This is a genomic window from Pannonibacter sp. SL95 (assembly GCF_026672425.1).
Lineage (GTDB): Bacteria > Pseudomonadota > Alphaproteobacteria > Rhizobiales > Stappiaceae > Pannonibacter.
In genome coordinates, this window is the sequence record NZ_JAPPRC010000006.1 from 1,008,311 (window position 1) to 1,027,170 (window position 18,860).

The window sequence follows — 18,860 nt, forward strand, 5'->3', positions numbered from 1 at the left end:
AACAGGAAGGAAAACTCGTGTCCAGGCAATGAATCGCGAAGGAGCACCCCGTGCGCGCACCTCTCGAAGGCATCAAGGTTCTTGAACTTGCTCGCATCCTCGCCGGCCCCTGGGCCGGACAGACGCTGGCGGATCTCGGCGCGGATGTCATCAAGGTCGAAAGCCCGCAAGGGGATGACACGCGCACCTGGGGCCCTCCCTTTGTCGAGGCCCTGGACGGCGGAAAGCCAGATGCGGCCTATTATCACGCCTGCAATCGTGGCAAGCGGTCGATTGCCGTGGATTTCACCACTTCGGAAGGACAGGACCTGGTCCGCCGGCTGGTGGCCGATACCGACATTCTCATCGAGAACTTCAAGGTCGGTGGTCTTGCCAAATACGGCCTCGACTACGACAGCCTCAAGGACATCAACCCGAAGCTGATCTATTGCTCGATCACCGGGTTTGGCCAGGATGGCCCTTATGCCCACCGGGCCGGATATGACTTCATGATCCAGGGGCTGGGCGGTTGCATGGACCTGACGGGCCCGGCCGATGGCGAGCCGCAGAAGGTCGGTGTTGCGATTGCGGACATCTTCACGGGTGTCTACAGCGTCATCGGCATTCTGGCGGCGCTGCGCCGCCGGGATCTGACCGGGGAGGGGGAGCACATCGACATGGCCCTCCTTGACTCACAGGTCGGTATTTTGGCGAACCAGGCCGAGAACTATTTCATTTCCGGCAAGGCTCCGCGCCGGATGGGCAACGCTCACCCCAACATCGTGCCATATCAGGTGTTTCCGGCTTCCGACGGGCATCTGATCATCGCCTGCGGCAATGATGGCCAGTTCCAGCGGCTTTGCGGGCTCCTGGGATGCGATGATCTGGCAACTGACCCGGCCTTTGCAACGAACAGTGCAAGAGTTGCATCGCGTGACACGCTCGTCCCGAAACTCGCCGCATTGACGGTGACACTGACACGCGACGACCTGCTGGCTCGTCTGGAAGCTGTTGGCGTACCGGCTGGTCCGATCAACACCGTTGCGGATGTGTTCGAGGATCCCCAAGTGCTGCATCGGGGCATGAAACTCGAACTGCCGGCCGAGGCTGCTGCGGCTGGCCAGGTGCCTTCCGTGCGCACGCCGATCCGCTTCCGCAATGCATCGCTTGTGCTGGAACGGGCGGCGCCTCGCCTTGATGAGGATGGTCCGGCGATCCGTGCCAGCCTCGACGTTTAGAGTGCCGCAATGACAGCCTGTTACAAGCAGGGTGGTTGCTTTGGTGGCCAAATCGGAACAACTCTCCAAGGACAGGTCGCCGGGTGGCCGCCTGTCTGACAGGAATGGCAAGAGAGGATAAGCAAGAGCATGGCAGCGCGTCCGCGCTTTCTGGGCCTTCGCCAGATTCCCCTCACGCGTATCGTCAGCCTCGGCTTTGGCCTATTGGTTGGCGTGGCGGTTTCGCTCGTTCTGTTCATGATGGTCCAGGCGAACATCCAGAACACGTTTTCGCTGCTGAATGACAAGGCAATCCTCATCATCCAGAGCATGGAACGTCAGGTTCGCGGCTATCTCGACCAGATGGAAGAGGCGGTTGCCGCGCTGAAGGTTCTCCTGGACGAGGGCAAGATCGACCTGGCCAACAAGGACAGCGTGCTTGCGGACCTCTCGGCAGCCGTTGCCGCAAATTCCCGCATTACCGTCCTTTTGATCACCGAGCCTACGGGCGACACCTACGGGGTCTACAAGGCGCCGAACGGCAAGCTCTGGCCGTTCCGCCGCGCTGCAGATGTTCCAGGAGGCATCAAACACGCGCTGCCGGAGATCATGCCCAGTTCGCGCCCTGTCTGGGGCCCTCTTGTCACCAACGAATCTGGTGTTTTCGCGAATGTGACCGTCCCGATCGTGCAGGGCGGCGAACCGGTTGCCTATCTGACCGCCGCAACGTCGATGAGCAGCCTCGGGGATGCGGTTCGTGCACTGGATGAAGGACCTGACGCGACAACCTTCATCATCACCGGTGAGGGCGATCTCATCGTTCATTCCGACCAACATCTGCTGCTGACCGGTGGTTCGCCCGGCAAGGGCGTTCCCTCGCCAGTCGCAGAGTTCGGCGATCCGGTTCTGGCCGGGATCGCGACCGGCGAACACTTCTCGACCTTCCAGAAGGCTGCCGATCTCGGGATCGAGGTCCTGGGCATCAATGCCAATGACGAAGAATTCATCCTGATGCGCGTGCCGATCACCGGCTACAGCAAGACGCCCTGGATCATTGGCCAGTACTTCCGCGGCACGTCCGTTTCGCGTGAGATCCGCCGCTTGTCGGGCTCGGCAGTGGTTGGGTTCGGCGCGATGGTTGTGGCTGTTCTGCTGGCAATCTGGCTCGGCCGCCGCGTGTCTCGGCCACTCCGGGATATCGCCCAGCAGGCGGAGCATGTCGGACGTCTCGCCCTCGATGATGTCACCCCCTTGCCGCGCAGTCGCGTCAAGGAAGTTGATCAGGTGGCTCTGGCCTTCAACGCCATGGTCATCGGTCTGAAGGCCATGAACACCTACGTGCCGCGCTCGCTGTTCCGCAAGCTGATGCGCCTTGGTATCGATCGCGCCGCCAAGGCACGCGAGGCTGAACTGACGATGCTGTTCAGCGACATCGTCGGCTTCACCGCCGTATCGGAGAGCCTGACGGCAGCCGAAACGGCGGAACTCCTCAACGAGCATTTCGCCCTGCTGGTCGAGGCTGTCGAAAGCGAAGGCGGCACGGTCGACAAGTTCATCGGCGACGGCATGCTTGCCTTCTGGGGCGCACCCGACGCGCGGCTAGACCATGCGGTTGCCGCTGTCAGGACAGCCCAGCGGATCAGTCAGGCCATCAAGACCTGGAACCAGCAGCAGCTCGCCGCTGGCCGCGCTGCCATGCGCCTGCGCATCGGACTGCACTCAGGATCGGTGGTGGTCGGCAATGTCGGCGCGCTTGATCGCTGGAACTACACGATCGTTGGCGACGCGGTGAACGTTTGCGAGCGTTTGCAGTCGCTGGGCCGTGAGGTTGCACCTCAGGACGAGGTGGTGATCCTGGCGAGCGAGGACACGATCACGCGTCTTCCGCCCGGCTGTGCCTGCGCACCGGTCGGCGTGCATCGCCTCCGTGGCCGTACCGGCGATGTCGAAGTCTGGAAGCTGGATGCGGACGCAGATCCTGACCTGCTTCAGGACACCTCCGGTCAAGTGGCTGCGGAATAGGCGTTTTTCTCCCCCAGCTCTGTGTGATACCGATCACAGAAGCGCCATTTCGCCTGTCGGGCGAACGGTGCGTCTGGTATTGGTTGTTGTGTCCTGGGCTTCTGCCGCGCTATTGCCTATTTCACCAACAGTCTCTTGGGGGAGGGACGAAGCGTGAATGTTCTTTCGATCAATGGTCTGACCGTTGATTTCCACACGGACGAAGGCGTTACCCGCGCCGTCGACAACGTGTCTTTTGTTGTCCCCCAGAACCGGACGGTTGCGCTGGTTGGGGAGTCCGGATCGGGCAAGACCGTGGTCTCACAGACCATCATGGGTCTGCTGCCTTCGGCTGCGCGCATTGCCGGCGGTGAGGTGATCCTCGCGGACCCGACCGGCAAGGATGGCCCGGTCGACATCGCCGCCCTCGACCGCAAGGGTGCCCGTATGCGCCACCTTCGCGGCAACAAGGTGGCAATCATCTTCCAGGAGCCGATGACGTCGCTGTCACCGCTCCACACCATCGGCGACCAGATTGGCGAGGCAGCCCGGCTGCATCGCGGCGTTGGCCCCGGCGAAGCGCGGGAACTGACGCGGGAGATGCTCCGGCTCGTCCAGTTTCCGGACCCGGCGCGGGCGCTCGACAATTACGCCTTCGAGCTGTCAGGCGGCTTGCGTCAGCGCGCGATGATCGCGATGGCGCTGATCTGCCGCCCGGCCCTTCTGATCGCAGACGAGCCGACGACGGCGCTCGATGTCACGATCCAGGCTGAAATCCTCAAGCTGATCAAGGATGTGCAGTCCGAGCTTGAGATGTCGGTGCTGATGATCACCCATGATTTCGGCGTCGTCGCCAACATGGCGGACGAGGTGGTGGTGATCTACCACGGCCGGATCATGGAAAAGGGCAGCGCCAGAGCGCTCTTCGAAAACCCCGGGCATGACTACCTCAAGGCCTTGCTCAGCGCCGTACCACGCTTTGCCATGGACAAGTCCGAGCGGCTCGTGCCGATCCGGCCGATCACCGTGGACACCTCGAGCATCCGCAGCGCCGCCACCGAGACGTCCACCTTGGCTCCCGGCGCTCCGCTCGTCGAAGTGAAGGACGTCTCCAAGCTGTTCTCCATCCGCAAGGGGAGCCTGTTTGGCGGCAAGGCCCGCTCGATGACCGCGCTGGACAGGGTCAACCTCACCATCCGCAAAGGCGAGTGCCTTGGACTGGTGGGCGAGTCCGGCTCCGGCAAGACGACGCTGGCCAAGGCGATCCTGCGCGCCATCCCGGTTTCCTCCGGCAGCATCCACTACAATGGCGGCAAGACTGCCTGCGACGTGGCCAAGCTCGAGGGGGACGCACTGATGGACTTCCGCCGCAAGGCGCAGTTCATCTTCCAGGATCCGTTCTCCTCGCTCAATCCGCGCATGACGGTGAACGAAAGCCTGTCCGAGCCGCTGCTGATCCACAACATCGGCACAGCTGCCGAACGCGCGGAGCGGGTGCGCGAGCTGATGCGCCTGGTTGGTCTCGATGCCCGCTACCTGCGCCGCTATCCTCATTCCTTCTCCGGCGGCCAGCGCCAGCGCATCGGCATTGCCCGCGCGCTGGCCCTCAACCCCGAGTTCATCCTCTGCGACGAGCCGACCTCGGCGCTTGATGTGTCGGTGCAGGCCCAGATCCTCAATCTGCTGCAGGATCTCAAACGTGACCTCGGCCTGACCTATCTGTTCGTCAGCCACAACCTGGCCGTCGTCGACTGCATCGCGGACCGGATCGCGGTCATGTGCCGTGGCCGGCTGGTCGAGCTGGGCGAGACGCGGGCGGTTGTCTCCAATCCGCTACATCCCTACACCCGCGCCCTGCTGGCCGCCGTGCCCGAGCCGAGCCTCGATACGCCGCTCGATTTCAACGCACTCGGCGCGCAGCGCGCATCCGACCCGTCGTCCTGGCCAGAGCCCTTCCGTATCGGTGAGGGGATTGCCCCGACGCTTGTCGAACTTGAACCCAATCATTTTGTCTGCGCGCCCGGCCTTGCCGGAGCCGAACAGGAGACTGCCGCATGAAACTCTGGTCGGCCGCTGGCTTGTCCGCCCTTGCTGTGGCGAGCCTTTTCAGCGCGGGGGCGCTGGCTTTGGACCTCAAGGAAACCTCTGGCCTCGATGCGCTGGGCTACGCCGGCCTGCCGCCGGTGGCTGAGCGCGTTCCCGCCGAGCCGTTGATCGTGGATCTGGAGTCCCGCGGCCGCAAGCTCGGCGTCGCCGGCGGCACGGTCAACACCCTGATCGGCCGGGCCCGCGATGTGCGCCTGATCAATGTCTGGGGCTACGCTCGCCTCGTCGGCTACAACGAGAAGCTGGAACTGGTACCGGACATCCTCAAGGATGTGAAGGTGGAAGAGGGCCGGATCTTCACCCTGTCCCTGCGCAAGGGGCACAAGTGGTCGGATGGCGCGCCCTTTACGGCCGAAGACTTCCGCTATTTCTTCGAGGACGTCGTCTCCAATCCGGACCTGACGCCATCAGGCCTGCCGCCGTTCCTTCTGGCTGGCGGCAAGGGACCGAAGTTCGAGGTCATTGACGAGACGACGGTGCGCTACACCTGGGAGCAGGCCAACCCGCTGTTCCTGCCGGAACTCGCCCTGTCGCGCCCGCCCTTCATCTATCGTCCGGCGCATTATCTGAAGCAGTTCCACGAAAAGTTCGGCGACGCGGCGGCCATCGCCAAGGGCGTCGAGGCGCAGAAGGTGCGCGGCTGGGCACCGCTGCACAACAAGATGGACGACATGTACAATGCGATGAACCCGGATCTGCCGTCATTGCAGCCGTGGGTTCGCCGCACCGCCGACAGCGACCAGCGCTTCGTCCTCGTCCGCAACCCGTTCTATCACCGGGTGGATCCGGCTGGTCAGCAGCTGCCCTATGTCGACAAGGTCATCATGACCGTGGCCGACGGCAAGCTGATCCCGGCCAAGACCCAGGCCGGCGAAGCGGAACTGCAGGCCCGCAACCTATCCTTCTCCGACATCACCGTGCTCAAGCAGGGTGAGGAGCAGCATGGCTACCGCACGCTGCTGTGGCCCAATTCAAAGGGCTCCGAGATCTCGCTGCTGCCCAACCTGACGGTCAAGGATCCGGTCTGGCGCGAACTGCTGCGCGATGCCCGCTTCCGTCACGCCCTGTCGCTCGGCATCGACCGCGACATGATCAACAACGTCCTGTTCTTCGGCCTCGGCCAGCCGGGCAATGACACCGTGCTGAGCATGAGCCCGCTGTTCAAGGACGAGTACAAGACCCTTTGGGCCGAGTATGACATCGAGAAGGCCAATGCGCTGCTTGACGAGATCGGCCTTTCGAAGCGCCGTGGCGATGGCATTCGCCTGCTGCCGGACGGACGCCCGCTCGAGATCATCGTCGAGACCAATGGCGAGAGCCAGACCGAGATCGACGCGCTGGAGCTCGTGGCCGAGACCTGGAAGGAAATCGGCGTCAAGCTGTTCTCCAAGCCCAGCCAGCGCGATGTCATCCGTGATCGTGGCATGGCCGGCGAGCTTGTGATGTCTGTTGGCACCGGCTTCGAAAACGGCATCCCGACCGGCGACATGCCGCCCACCGACTACGTTCCCGCGCGTGGCGACCAGCTGACCTGGCCCACCTGGGGCGACTATCTCGAAACCGCCGGCAAGGGCGGCGAGAAGCCGGACTGGGCGCCGGGCGCTCGTCTGTCGGAGCTGTATCAGGGCTGGTTCTCTGCTGCGGATTCGGCTGCCCGCGAGAAGATCTGGCAGGAAATCCTGCAGATCCATGCCGATGAAACCATCCACATCGGGCTCGTTTCTGAAGTGCCGCAGCCGGTGGTCGTGAAGGGGCTCGAGAACGTTCCCGAAGAGGCGATCTACGGCTGGGATCCGGGCGCACAGTTCGGCATTCATCGCATGGATGAATTCTGGCTCGCCAACGCCGCAAAGTGACTAGGCCAGGGTGACGGGACCTTCCCGTCACCTCTGACCCGTGGGGGACCCAATGCTCATTTACATCCTGCGCCGGATCCTGACGATGATCCCGACGCTGCTTGTGATCAGCTTTCTCATTTTCTTCATTATCGAGCTGCCGACCGGGGATTACATCTCCAACCAGATTGCCGTTCTGCGCTCGACCGGAGAGGCGTCCTCCATCGCCAAGCTGGAATTCCTGCGCGCCGAGTTTGCGCTGGACCGGCCGTTTTTCGAACGGTTCCTGATCTGGATCGGCCTGTGGCAGGGCCCGCACGGATTTGACGGCCTGCTGCAGGGCAACTGGGGCTGGTCGTTCGAGTTCGACAAGCCGGTGCAGGCTGTTGTCGGCCCGACCTTGCCGCTGACCATTGTGCTGAACGCGGCGACGATCCTGTTCGTCTATATCGTGTCCTTCCCGATCGGCATCTACTCGGCCACCCGGCAGTATTCCTGGGGCGATTACGGCTTCACGTTCCTCGGCTACATCGGCCTTGCAACGCCCAACTTCCTGCTGGGTCTGATCCTGCTCTACTTCTTCAACAAGTGGTTCGGCCTGTCGGTCGGCGGCCTGATGGCGCCGCAGTACATCGATCAGCCCTGGAGCGTCGACAAGGCGATGTCGGTGCTGGCGCATCTGATCGTCCCGACCATCGTCATCGGCACGTCGGGAACGGCCGCGATGATCCGGCGCCTGCGCGCCAATCTGCTGGATGAGCTGCACAAGCAGTATGTCACCACGGCGCGGGCCAAGGGCCTCTCTGAAGGCCGCCTTCTGATGAAGTACCCGCTGCGCATGGCCCTCAATCCGTTTATCTCGGACATCGGCAACCTGATCCCCTCGCTCGTGTCGGGCTCGGTCATCGTCTCGGTGGTGCTGAACCTGCCGACGGTCGGGCCGGTGCTGCTCAACGCGCTGCAGTCGCAGGACCAGTTCCTCGCCGGCTTCATCCTGCTGTTTGTTGCAGTCCTGACCCTGTTCGGCATGCTGGTGTCCGATATCCTGCTGGCAATCCTTGATCCCCGGATCCGGCTTGGCGGGAGGGCCTCGGTATGAGCGCGCCGCAGCAGCCCGAGCGTGAGGCAACGCATTTCGTCGATCCGACGCCGTTCAATCCGCATGTGACACGGGCTCTGACGCCCGAGCAGGAGCGGTACTTCCAGGCGTCACAGTGGAAGATCATGTGGTGGAAGTTCCGCCGCCACCGCGTTGCGGTCTGGTCGGCGGTGGTGCTGATCCTGTTCTACCTCTGCGTTCCCTTTGCCGAGGTCATCGCGCCTTATGAGGCGAACAGCCGCGACTCCAAGTTCCTGTTTGCCCCGCCACAAGGGGTGCACCTCTTCCATGAGGGGGCGCTGAAGACGCCCTTCGTCTACCCCTTCAAGGCGAAGATCGACATGAAGACGCTGCAGTGGACCTATCAGGTCGACGAGAGCAAACCCATGCCGCTGCGCTTCTTCTGTTCCGGCGACAAGTATGAGTTCTGGGGTCTGTTCAAGGCCGATTTCCATCTTGTTTGCCCGCCAAAAGGGGGTACGTTCTACCTGCTCGGCACAGACCGGCTTGGCCGTGACCAGTTCTCCGGACTGGTCTACGGGGCTCGTCTCTCCCTGACCGTCGGTCTGGTCGGTGTGGCGATCTCCATCGTGCTGGGCCTGTTCTTCGGCGGCATCGCCGGCTATTTCGGCGGTGTGGTCGACAGCCTGATCCAGCGTCTGATCGAGATCATGCGCTCGCTGCCCGAGCTGCCACTCTGGATGGCGCTCTCTGCCGCCCTGCCGGTGACCTGGAACCCGGTGTGGATTTACTTCGGCATCACCGTCATCCTCGGCCTGCTGGACTGGCCGGGCCTTGCCCGTGCGGTTCGCTCCAAGCTCTTGTCCCTGCGCGAGGAAGAATACGCGCAAGCTGCCGTGCTGATGGGGGCCAAGCCCTCGCGCGTCATTTCCAAGCATCTGCTGCCCGGCTTCACCAGCCACATCATCGCCTCCGCCACCCTGTCGATCCCCGGCATGATCCTCGGCGAGACGGCGCTGTCCTTCCTCAATCTCGGCCTGCGCCGCCCGTCGGTGTCCTGGGGCGTGATGCTGAACGAGGCGCAGAACATCTCGGTCGTGACGGTCTATCCCTGGCTGATGGCGCCGGTCATCCCCATCATCATCGTCGTGCTGGCCTTCAATTTCCTGGGTGATGGTTTGCGTGATGCAGCCGATCCCTATAAGTGAAACGGCAAATCAGGTTTGATCAGGCCGTCAGGGCCGTGGAGTGTGTCATGTCGAAGAATGCAAGCACCGCTGAAGGCTGGGATGAGGAATACGCAGCTGGCCGCTGGGCCTTCCTGCGTGACCTGCCCGAGAGCGGCCGCTATGGCATCATCGGCATGTGGCTGATGCTCAACCGTGCCTTCGACAAGGTTCTGGATATCGGCTGCGGCGAAGGTCTGCTCTATGAGCGTCTCGCCCCGCTGGGCCTCAAGCACTATGTCGGTGTCGACCTTGCCCCGAAGGCGCTTGAGATCGCCAATGTCGATCCGTCGATTGCCTCGCTGCGCGCGGGCGACATGCATACGTTCGAGCCGGCTGCGGATGAGCGCTTCAACGCGATTGTCTTCAACGAAGTGCTGCATTTCGCCGAGGATCCGGGTGCCGTTGTCGCCCGTTACATTCCCTGGCTGGCCGAGGATGGTGTCATCGCCCTGTCGATGTATTCGCCGAAGCGTCCGGAATCTGGTGCCAACAAGCTGATCGCCCGCCTCTGGGAGGCAACCGACGACACCAGCCGCTGGCAGGTCCTCGACGACTATCGCCTCGTCTCCGACAAGAAGGGCGTCACCTGGCGCATGCGTCTGGTCAAGCCCGTTCGCTGAGGCTTCCGGTTCCCGGCCAGGTCCGCTTTCGGTCACCAAGACTGCGTTTCAAAATCGCCGCAGCTTCGAGCCAGAAGCTGCGGCGCTTTTTCATGCGTTGACCTGTTCACGCGTGGCTCTCGCCGCCAGGACGGCGTCGAGCTTGGGTGCAGAGGCGACCAGAAGCCGCGTGTATGGATGCTGTGGTGCGTCGAAAACCGCACCGGTCGCCCCCCGCTCGACAATCTCGCCGGCATTCATCACCAGAACCGTGTCGGTGATCGCGCGCACCACGCTGAGATCGTGTGAGATGAACAGATAGCTGAGACCGTACTGGTCCTGCAGGCGTGCGAAGAGATCGAGGATCTGCGCCCGGATCGATACATCCAGTGCCGAGACCGGTTCATCGGCCACGATCAGACGGGGCTTTGTCACCAGTGCGCGTGCGATGGCGATGCGCTGGCGCTGCCCGCCGGAGAACTCGTGCGGATACTTGTCGCCGTCCTTCGGCGACAGTCCGACGGACACCAGCGCCTCACTGACCCTGAGGCGCTTCTCCGTGCCCGAGAGCTCCGGCAGCAGATACAGCGGTTCGGCGATGGCCCTTGCAACGGTCTGGCGCGGATCAAAGCTGCCGTATGGGTCCTGAAACACCACCTGCACCTTGCGCCGGAGATCGCGCAACGCCTGGCCGGTAAGACCATGCGGATCTTCCCCGTCGATGCGGATATGGCCGCCATTCGGCGATTGCAGGCCGAGGATGGTCCGGGCCAGGGTCGACTTGCCACAGCCGGACTCCCCGACCAGCCCGACGCTTTCACCGGCCCCGACTGTGAAGCTGACATCCGACACGGCGCGGAGCCGTCCTTGCCGGCCGGTCAGCTGGGCCATGAGGCCCTGACCGGACAGCTTGTAATCAACGACGAGCCGGTTGACCTCCAGCAGAGTATCCCGGGTCTGCGGCCGCACCCGAGCGGCCAGCCGGTCCGGAACATGGGCGGAAGCCGCCATCAGGGCGCGGGAGTAGGGTGCCTTGAAGCCACGGAACAGCGCTGTCGTGGGGCCACTCTCCACCTCGCGGCCGTCCTTCAGGATCATCACCCGGTCCGCCATGTCGGCAACGACCGCCAGGTCATGGCTGATCAGCAGCAGCGACAACCGGTCTTCGCGGACGATTTCCTTCAGAAGGTCGAGAATCTGCGCCTGGATCGTCACATCAAGCGCCGTGGTCGGCTCGTCGGCAATGATGAGGCGCGGCCGGCAGGCCATCGCCATGGCGATGACGACACGCTGTCTCTGTCCGCCCGAGAGCTCGTGCGGATAACGCTGCGGCGACACCCGGTCACCCGAAAGCCCGACACGCTCCAGCAGGCGTCCGGCCTCGCGCGCTGCATTGGCCCGGTCTTCCTTGCCATGCACCACGAGGCTTTCGGCGACCTGCGCGCCGATGGTCTTCACCGGGTTCAGCGCCGTCATCGGCTCCTGGAACACCATGGAAATGGCATTGCCGCGGATCGCGCACATCTGCGCTTCGCTCAAGCCCACCAGATCGCGGCCCTCCAGCCAGATCGCGCCGCTGAGCCTTGCCCCATGTGGCAGGAGGCGCAGGATCGACAGCGCCGTCAGCGACTTGCCGGACCCGCTTTCCCCGACGAGGCCGAGAACCTCGCCGGTTCCGATCGTCAGCGACAGGTCCGTCAGGATCGGCACGGCGCCGATTGACAGGTTCACCCGGTCCAGTTCGAGCAGCGGGCTCATGCCGTCCTCCGCCGCAGACGCGGATCCGTCAGGTCGCGCAGTCCGTCACCCAGGAGGTTCAGGCCGATCACGGTGATGATGATGGCAAGGCCGGGATAGAGCGCCAGCTGCGGCGCGAAGGCCATCATGGTCTGGGCCTCGTTCAGCATCCGGCCCCAGCTGGTCAGCGGCGGCTGCGCCCCCAGCCCGACATAGGACAGACCCGCCTCCGCCAGGATGCCGAGGGAAAACTGGATGCTCGCCTGCACGATCAGAAGGCTGGCGATGTTGGGCAGGATATGCTCGAGCGTCACTCGCACCTCGCCCTTTCCCGCCACCCGGGCGGCCATCAGATATTCGCGTGAGGACAGTGCCAGCGCCGCCCCGCGCGCCACCCGGGCAAAGACCGGAATGTTGAAGATGCCGATGGCAAGGATCGCATTGAACGCCCCCGGCCCCATCAGCGCCGTGATCAGAACTGCCGACAGCAGGGCAGGGAAGGCAAAGACCAGATCGTTGAAGCGCATCACCGCTTCATCAAGGACCCCGCCGCGCCGCGCCGCCAGCAGCCCGAGCGGCAGGCCGACGCCAAGGCCGATGCCGACAGCCACCAGCGCCACCGCAATCGAGGTGCGTGCGCCGACCATCAGCATCGACAGCAGATCGCGGCCGTACTGATCGGTGCCCAGAAGATGTTCGGCTGATGGCCCCTGCAGCTTGGCCGCCACATTGAGCGTGTCGATGGCATGCGGCGTCCAGACCAGTGAGACGGCCGCCGAAAGGGCGACAAGGCCGCTGATCACGGCACCGATGACGAAGGATGTGTGCGCCCGCGTCATGCCTTCCGCCTCAGTCTTGGGTCAACGAGCGCATAGGCGATGTCGACCAGGAACGTGACGAGAATGACCAGTCCGACCAGCAGCACCACGACGCTCTTCACCACGATCAGGTCTCGCTGGGTGATGGCCTGAAAGATCAGCCGGCCGATGCCGGGCAGATAGAACACGTTTTCGATGATGATCGTTCCGGTGATGAGAAAGGCGAACTGCAGCCCGAGAATGGTCAGCACCGGGATCAGCGCGTTGCGCAGCGCATGGCCCCACAGCGCTGCCCGCTGGCTGAGGCCCTTGGCCCGGGCGGTGCGGATGTAGTCCTCTCCCAGCGTGTCGATCAGCGCCGAACGCATCACCCGCGTCAGGATCGCCGCCTGCGGCAGCGCAAGGGCGATGGCCGGCAGCATCAGGGCCGTCAGCGCCGCTCCAGGCCCGGCCTGCCAACCGGGGAAGCCGCCGGAAGGCACCAGCCGGAGGGTCACGGCGAAAACATAGACCAGCAGCATGGCAAACCAGAAATTCGGAATGGCGATGCCGACCTGTGTCAGCGCCATCAGGCCCGTGTCGGTCGTCTGCCCGCGCCGGCTCGCCGCCCATACGCCGGCGGGCAGGGCCAGTGCGACGGCGAGGGTCAGGGCCATCAGCGCCAGCGGCAGTGTCACGGGCAACCGCGCCGCCACCAACTCGCGCACGGGAACGGAATAGGTGTAGCTGACGCCAAGATCGCCGGTGGCCAGCCCGCCGAGCCAGACGAAGAAGCGTTCGATGACCGGCCGGTTCAGCCCCATCTGCTCGCGCAGAGCTTGCACCGTGTCCTCGCGAGCCTCCAGCCCCAGCATCAGCCGTGCCGGGTCGCCGGGCAGGACTTCCAGCACGACAAACACCACCAGCGCCGCTAGCAGCAGCGTCAGGCCAAGACTGATCAGCCGGCGGATCAGGAAGTGCGCCATGCTGCCTCCCGCCGCCCGGCTGCTGTTGCGCACCCCGGGTTCCCCAAGTCCCTGCCCATGTCCTTGCCCAAGTAACTGCCCCAGTGCCTTTCAAGTCTCTTCCGCATCCCGTGTCTCGCCCCAGACCCGGATGCCCGCTCGGTTCGCGCACCCCGTCAGGCATCCGGCCAGCCACGCGGTGCCGGCCGGATGCGCCAGGGGCGGCGTCAGAATTCAGTCTTCCCAGTACACGCCGGTCAGATCGTTCGCCTGCACCGGAGCATTTTCCCAAAGTCCCTTCAGCTTGGCGTCCCACACGCCGGTCTTGGCGAGCTGGAACAGGTAGCCGTTGACGGCATCCTTGGCGATGATCTCCTGCGCCTGGCCATAGAGCTCATTGCGCGCTGCCGGATCACTGGTCGCATCGAGTTTCGCCATCAACGCCTTGAGCTCAGGGTTGCTATAATTGAAGTAATAGTCATCCCGGGCATAGATGTTTATGTCGTTTGCTTCGGTGTGGGATACGATGGTGAGGTCGTAATCCTTGCCCTTGAACACCTGCTCCAGCCACTGCGCCCATTCCAGCGGGATCAGCTCCAGTTCGATGCCGATCTTCTTGAGATCTGAGGCCAGGATCTCGCCGCCACGGCGGGCATAAGTCGGAGGCGGCAGCTTCAGCGTGGCCTTGAAGCCATTGGCCAGCCCTGCCTCGGCCATCAGTGCCTTGGCCTTTTCCAGATCCTGCGGATAGGTCGAGGTCAGGTCCTTGTAGGCAGGATGATGCGGGGCAAAATGCGATCCGATCGGCGTGCCATAGCCGAACATGGCCCCGTCGATCAGCGCCTTGCGGTCGATCGCATGGGCAATGGCCTGGCGCACCTTGAGGTTCGAGAACGGTTCGCGCGCGTTGTTGGTCGACAGGATGGTTTCGCCTTCCGTCGTGCCCACCACCACAGCAAAGCGCGGGTCAGCTGCAAATTGCGGCAGGTTTTCCGGCGCGTTGAAGATCGGGAACCCGTCCACGTCCCCGGCCATCATCGCCGAGAAGGCGGCAGCGTTGTCGGCAATCACCTTGAAGGTCGCCTTCTCCAACTTCACCGGCGTTCCCCAGTAGTCGGGGCTGCGCGTCAGGTCCACCTTGTCGCCCTGCACCCACTGGCCGAAGCGGAAGGGGCCGGTGCCGACTGGCTTGGCCTTGTTCTCGGCTGCCGTCTCCGGCGCCACCATCACGGCATCGCCAGTGCCGAGGAACGTCAGGAAGTCGCCAACCGGCTGTTTCAGCGTCACCTTGACTTCGGTCGGGCTGACCACCTCGACGGCTTCGATCTGCTCGAACTTGGCCTTCTGCGCATTGGCGCTGTCGGCGGCCTTGCCGCGCTCGAGCGAGAACTTCACGTCGTCGGCGTTGAAATCCGACCCGTCGTGGAACTTGACGCCGGAGCGCAGCTTGAAAATGTAAGTCTTGCCATCGTCAGAGATGGTCCAGCTTTCCGCCAGGACCGGCTTGACGGACCCATCCTTGTCGACCTGGGTGAGGCCCTCGAACAGGTTGATGAACACGACTTCGTCGATGGCTGCGGCAGCGCCCGCCGTCGGGTCGAGATGCGGTGGCTCCAGCCGCATACCCAGCGTCACGCTGGTCTTGGCAGCTTCCGCCGGGCCTGCGGCCAGAAGTGCCAGCACGGACAGGCCGGCCAGCGCCGCAGCACGCAGATGCGATCCTCGGTATTGCATCATGTCCTCTCTCCCCTCGGTTGGCCGGTCCGGCGTTCAGCCATGTCCCGACAACAATGCATGCGCGGCCTGCGCCATGACCCGGGCGCTGTCGACCATATCGTCGATCACGACAAACTCGTCCGGGCGGTGGGCCAGGTCCAGAATGCCCGGCCCATAAGCGATACAGTCATGCAGATGCCCGATCCGGGCAATGTGCTTCTGATCGTAGCTGCCCGGCGAAATCACATAATCCGCCGGCCGGTCCAGCACCGATTCAATGGCGTCTGCCACCGCCCGCACCACGGGTGCCTGCCGGTCTGTCATGGTCGGAATGACTTCCAGCAGATCCTTCAGCGAGTACTTGAAGCCCTGCCGGGTCGTGCTCAGCCGGTCGAGGATGGAGACAACCTCGCCCTTCACCTCGTCCAGGTGCTCCTCGATCAGGAAACGCCGGTCGATCACCATCCGGCAGCTGTCGGGCACGCAAGGGCTTGGCAGCCCCTCGAAGCCTTCCGGCTGGCCGCCGTGAATGGAGTTGATGTTCAGCGTCGAGGACTTCGCCCCTTCGGGCACCACAGGCATGGTGGTGTGTTTGGCCGCAAGCTTTGGGTAGAGCTCATGCTCGAAAGCGTCCATCACCGCGCCCATGTGGCGCACGGCGCAATCACCCAGAAACGGCATGGAGCCATGCGCGATGGAGCCATGCGTCTCGATCTCCGCCCACCAAACGCCCCGGTGACCAAGGCAGATCCGGTCCTTGTTGAGCGGTTCGGGGATGATCACGTGGTCGACGCGGGGCTTCGAAAAAAGCCCCATGCGGGCCAGATGCGCCACGCCGCCAAGGCCACCGGACTCTTCATCCACTGTGCCGGAAATTTCCAGCACGCCGTTGAAGTCCGGCCACAGCTCGATCAACGCTTCCACCGCGATGATTGACGCGGCAAGCCCACCCTTCATGTCGCAGGTGCCCCGCCCGTAGACCTTGCCATCGCGCACCAGCCCGCCGAACGGTTCCACCGTCCAGCCATGCCCGGCCTCAACGACATCGATGTGCGAGTTGAAATGGACGCAAGGACCTGGCCTTGCGCCAGCGCGCCGGGCAATCACATTCGTGCGCGGGTGGCGGTCGCTGTCGCCGGGGGTGTTCTCTGCCCGGATATAGGCAATCTCGAAGCCGCGCCGCCGCAGGCGTTCGCCGATCAGCTGCGCGCAGGGCGTGTAATCTTCGCCGGGAGGGTTGATCGTGGGGATGCGAACCAGATCCTGCGTCAACGCCACAAGTTCGGCGCGTTTGCCTTCGATCCTTGCATGCAATGCTGCCAGCATACCCCACCCCGGACCTTGCACCCTCGCAACTTTAACAGGAGTGTATCGGTTGCAGGGGCGAAGGGAAGCGCAATTTTGGCCAGTGTCTCGCACCTGTCTCACGCCGTTGTCCGGGCAGGGGGAGATGCCGCCGGTGCGCTGTCGTCTCAGTCGCATTTCTGCCGGTCTTGCGTGCGACCTGTGGCATGGGTAAGTCGGTGCATATCGGTCCGGTTACCCGGCCGGTTTCCTCGTTCGACAGTCGTGAGTGCATGAAAGAGCCGCAAAAACCCCGGCGACGCTATCGGCCGCTTGATCGGTTCCGCGCCTCCATGCGTGCCGACAAGCGCAAGCTGATCTGGGGAGACGCAGCGCCACCCGAACCCGAGGTACACCCGCGTCGCCGGCGGCGCTGGACGGCCCGCAGGCTTGTCCTCGCCGGCTTGCCGCTGGTCATCCTTTCGGGCGTTGCCGTGCTGGCGGCGGGTGTGGCGACAGACTGGCGGTTTCGTCCGGCCGAACCGCTTCCGCCGCCGCCGGTTGCATTGCCAGCTGATCCCCTGGCGCCTTTGCCCGGTGATGTGCAGGCACGCCTGATTGCGCCCGAGCCCGAGCTTCCGGCAGCCCTCAAGCTGAGCTTCTCCGGATCCCCGGCCGACCTTTGCGCAGAACTGGCCGGTCTGGGCCTGCCCAACACCGGGTGGAGCGCAGCGCCGTTCCAGACGGATCGCTGGCAGTGCAGTTCGGATCTTGTGGCGGTCGGTACGCCGGATGTCGACAGTGAGCCGACGACCTTGTTTTTCCTGATGCGCGGCACCTCAGACCGTGTTGACTACCTGCGTCTGAAGCTGAACGCGGCCAACCCGCGCACGGACGCAGAAGGACGCAGCATGGCGCGCAAAGTGCTCGATGCCCTGTCAAAGCGCTATGCCTGGGAGTTTCCGCAACCGGTCTTGCGGGCCATTTCCGACATGCGCGCGGTCGACATCTCTGAACGCGGCGTCCGGTTCAGGGTGTCGCCGGAGGATCCGAATCTGACGGGGGACGCCGCTGCGCGTTATCGTCTTAATGTGATCATCGAGTTCTCGCCGCCCGATCACATTCGCCCGGCACGGTTCGAAGGGGCAAAGGCAGCGCCGGCCGCGCCAGCAGAGGCACCTGCCCCCCAGCTTGAAAGCACGGAGCAGCCGAAGGAATTCGGGCCGATCGTGGTTGAACCCCTGATCGCCTTTCCGCCGGAAACCCCGGACGGCCAGCCCGCATCCGATGCGGGCCTGCCACCGCTCGACACCGCCTATCCACCTCTCGTCGGGATCACGCCGGACGGTAGCGAGCCGCCGTCCCCAACCGATGGCTCGGCGCTGGTCAGTCCGCCGGCAGCGGAATGAACTCGCTCTCGTCGCCGGGCACGATGTCGAAGCGGCCGCGGCGCCAGTCCTCCTTGGCCTGCTCGATCCGCTCCTTTGACGAAGAGACGAAGTTCCACCAGATGTAGCGCCGGCCATCCATCGGCGCGCCGCCCAGCAGCATGAACCGCGCCGGGCCGGTCGCCGTCGCCCGGATCTCCAGCCGGTCACCGGGCTTGAACACCAGAAGCTGCGCCGGCCCAAAGGTCTGGCCGGCAATCTCGATCTCGCCCTCTACAGTGTAAAGTGCCCGTTCCTCATGGCTGGCGTCGAGCGGGATGCGGCTACCTGCTTCCAGTGCGACATCGGCATAGAACAGCTCGCTCGCCGTGCGGGCCGGTGAGGTCTCGCCATAGAGTGAGCCCGCGATCAGCCGCACGGTGGCGCCCTGGTCGTTCAGGAGCGGCAGCCGGTCAGCGCCGTAATGGGCAAAGTCGGGCTCCGTTTCCTCCAGATGCGCGGGCAGGGCGACCCAGCTCTGGATGCCGAACAGGGGGCGTGGGGCCAGCTTGCGTTCCGCCCTTTCCCGCTCGGAGTGAACAATGCCGCGACCGGCTGACATCCAGTTCAGCTCGCCCGGCGTGATCAGCTGGTCGGACCCGAGACTGTCGCGGTGATAGATCTCGCCGTCGAAGAGATAGGTGACGGTGGCAAGGCCGATGTGCGGATGCGGGCGGACATCAACGCCGCCTCCAACCAGCAGTTCTGCCGGGCCCATCTGGTCGAAGAAGATGAAGGGGCCGACCATGCGCCGCCGCGACGAGGGCAGGGCGCGGCGCACTTCAAAGCCGCCGAGATCCGACGTGCGCGGCATGATGATCGTGTCGATCGGATCGCAGCTCGCCGCATCGCCAGGAATGGGATCGGGTGCAGTCAGCCAGCTCATTGTGTCTCTCCTCTCGAAACGT

At 64.0% G+C, this 18,860-nt stretch carries 14 protein-coding genes; 8 read left to right on the plus strand and 6 right to left on the minus strand.

Annotated elements, in window-relative coordinates; translation table 11 throughout:
* Positions 1-50 precede the first annotated feature (50 nt).
* From OVA12_RS21740 to OVA12_RS21770, 7 genes are all read left to right on the plus strand, one after another.
* A complete protein-coding gene (locus tag OVA12_RS21740; RefSeq protein ID WP_268140727.1) occupies positions 51-1,217 on the plus strand; it encodes a CaiB/BaiF CoA transferase family protein in 1,167 nt (388 codons plus the stop codon).
* 129 nt (positions 1,218-1,346) lie between these two features.
* The gene (locus OVA12_RS21745) at positions 1,347-3,218 is read left to right on the plus strand and encodes an adenylate/guanylate cyclase domain-containing protein (protein WP_268140728.1); all 1,872 of its coding nucleotides are present in this window, start codon (positions 1,347-1,349) and stop codon (positions 3,216-3,218) included.
* A gap of 153 nt (positions 3,219-3,371) precedes the next feature.
* Positions 3,372-5,255 (plus strand): ABC transporter ATP-binding protein, encoded by a 1,884-nt coding sequence (locus OVA12_RS21750; protein WP_268140729.1) that lies wholly within the window; start codon positions 3,372-3,374, stop codon positions 5,253-5,255.
* The gene (locus OVA12_RS21755) at positions 5,252-7,159 is read left to right on the plus strand and encodes an ABC transporter substrate-binding protein (protein ID WP_268140730.1); all 1,908 of its coding nucleotides are present in this window, start codon (positions 5,252-5,254) and stop codon (positions 7,157-7,159) included. Before OVA12_RS21750 ends, OVA12_RS21755 begins: the two co-directional genes overlap by 4 nt.
* Positions 7,160-7,211: 52 nt before the next feature.
* Entirely contained in the window at positions 7,212-8,237 is a 1,026-nt protein-coding gene (locus tag OVA12_RS21760) for an ABC transporter permease (RefSeq protein ID WP_268140731.1), read from the plus strand.
* Positions 8,234-9,406 carry an ABC transporter permease gene (locus OVA12_RS21765; RefSeq protein ID WP_268140732.1) on the plus strand — a complete coding sequence of 391 codons (1,173 nt, stop codon included), beginning with the start codon at positions 8,234-8,236 and terminating at the stop codon, positions 9,404-9,406. Before OVA12_RS21760 ends, OVA12_RS21765 begins: the two co-directional genes overlap by 4 nt.
* Positions 9,407-9,453: 47 nt before the next feature.
* The gene (locus tag OVA12_RS21770; RefSeq protein WP_268140733.1) at positions 9,454-10,047 is read left to right on the plus strand and encodes a class I SAM-dependent methyltransferase; all 594 of its coding nucleotides are present in this window, start codon (positions 9,454-9,456) and stop codon (positions 10,045-10,047) included.
* A gap of 90 nt (positions 10,048-10,137) precedes the next feature.
* On the opposite strand, the gene OVA12_RS21775 is transcribed toward OVA12_RS21770, so the two are convergent.
* The 5 genes from OVA12_RS21775 to OVA12_RS21795 form a co-directional block, all read right to left on the minus strand.
* The gene (locus tag OVA12_RS21775) at positions 10,138-11,784 is read right to left on the minus strand and encodes an ABC transporter ATP-binding protein (RefSeq protein ID WP_268140734.1); all 1,647 of its coding nucleotides are present in this window, start codon (positions 11,782-11,784) and stop codon (positions 10,138-10,140) included.
* The gene (locus OVA12_RS21780; RefSeq protein ID WP_268140735.1) at positions 11,781-12,602 is read right to left on the minus strand and encodes an ABC transporter permease; all 822 of its coding nucleotides are present in this window, start codon (positions 12,600-12,602) and stop codon (positions 11,781-11,783) included. Before OVA12_RS21780 ends, OVA12_RS21775 begins: the two co-directional genes overlap by 4 nt.
* Complete coding sequence (locus OVA12_RS21785; RefSeq protein WP_268140736.1) at positions 12,599-13,546, minus strand: ABC transporter permease; 948 nt, start codon at positions 13,544-13,546, stop codon at positions 12,599-12,601. The genes OVA12_RS21780 and OVA12_RS21785 overlap by 4 nt, the downstream gene beginning before the upstream one ends.
* Before the next feature lie 213 nt (positions 13,547-13,759).
* The gene (locus OVA12_RS21790) at positions 13,760-15,259 is read right to left on the minus strand and encodes an ABC transporter substrate-binding protein (RefSeq protein WP_268141472.1); all 1,500 of its coding nucleotides are present in this window, start codon (positions 15,257-15,259) and stop codon (positions 13,760-13,762) included.
* Between the two features lie 36 nt (positions 15,260-15,295).
* The gene (locus OVA12_RS21795; RefSeq protein WP_268140737.1) at positions 15,296-16,567 is read right to left on the minus strand and encodes an acetylornithine deacetylase/succinyl-diaminopimelate desuccinylase family protein; all 1,272 of its coding nucleotides are present in this window, start codon (positions 16,565-16,567) and stop codon (positions 15,296-15,298) included.
* A 311-nt stretch (positions 16,568-16,878) separates the two neighbouring features.
* On the opposite strand from OVA12_RS21795, the gene OVA12_RS21800 reads away from it, so the two are divergent.
* Positions 16,879-17,934 carry a DUF6030 family protein gene (locus OVA12_RS21800; RefSeq protein WP_268140738.1) on the plus strand — a complete coding sequence of 352 codons (1,056 nt, stop codon included), beginning with the start codon at positions 16,879-16,881 and terminating at the stop codon, positions 17,932-17,934.
* On the opposite strand, the gene OVA12_RS21805 is transcribed toward OVA12_RS21800, so the two are convergent.
* On the minus strand, positions 17,912-18,838 hold the full coding sequence (locus OVA12_RS21805) for a pirin family protein (protein WP_268140739.1): 927 nt from the start codon (positions 18,836-18,838) through the stop codon (positions 17,912-17,914). The genes OVA12_RS21800 and OVA12_RS21805 overlap by 23 nt on opposite strands.
* Positions 18,839-18,860 lie beyond the last annotated feature (22 nt).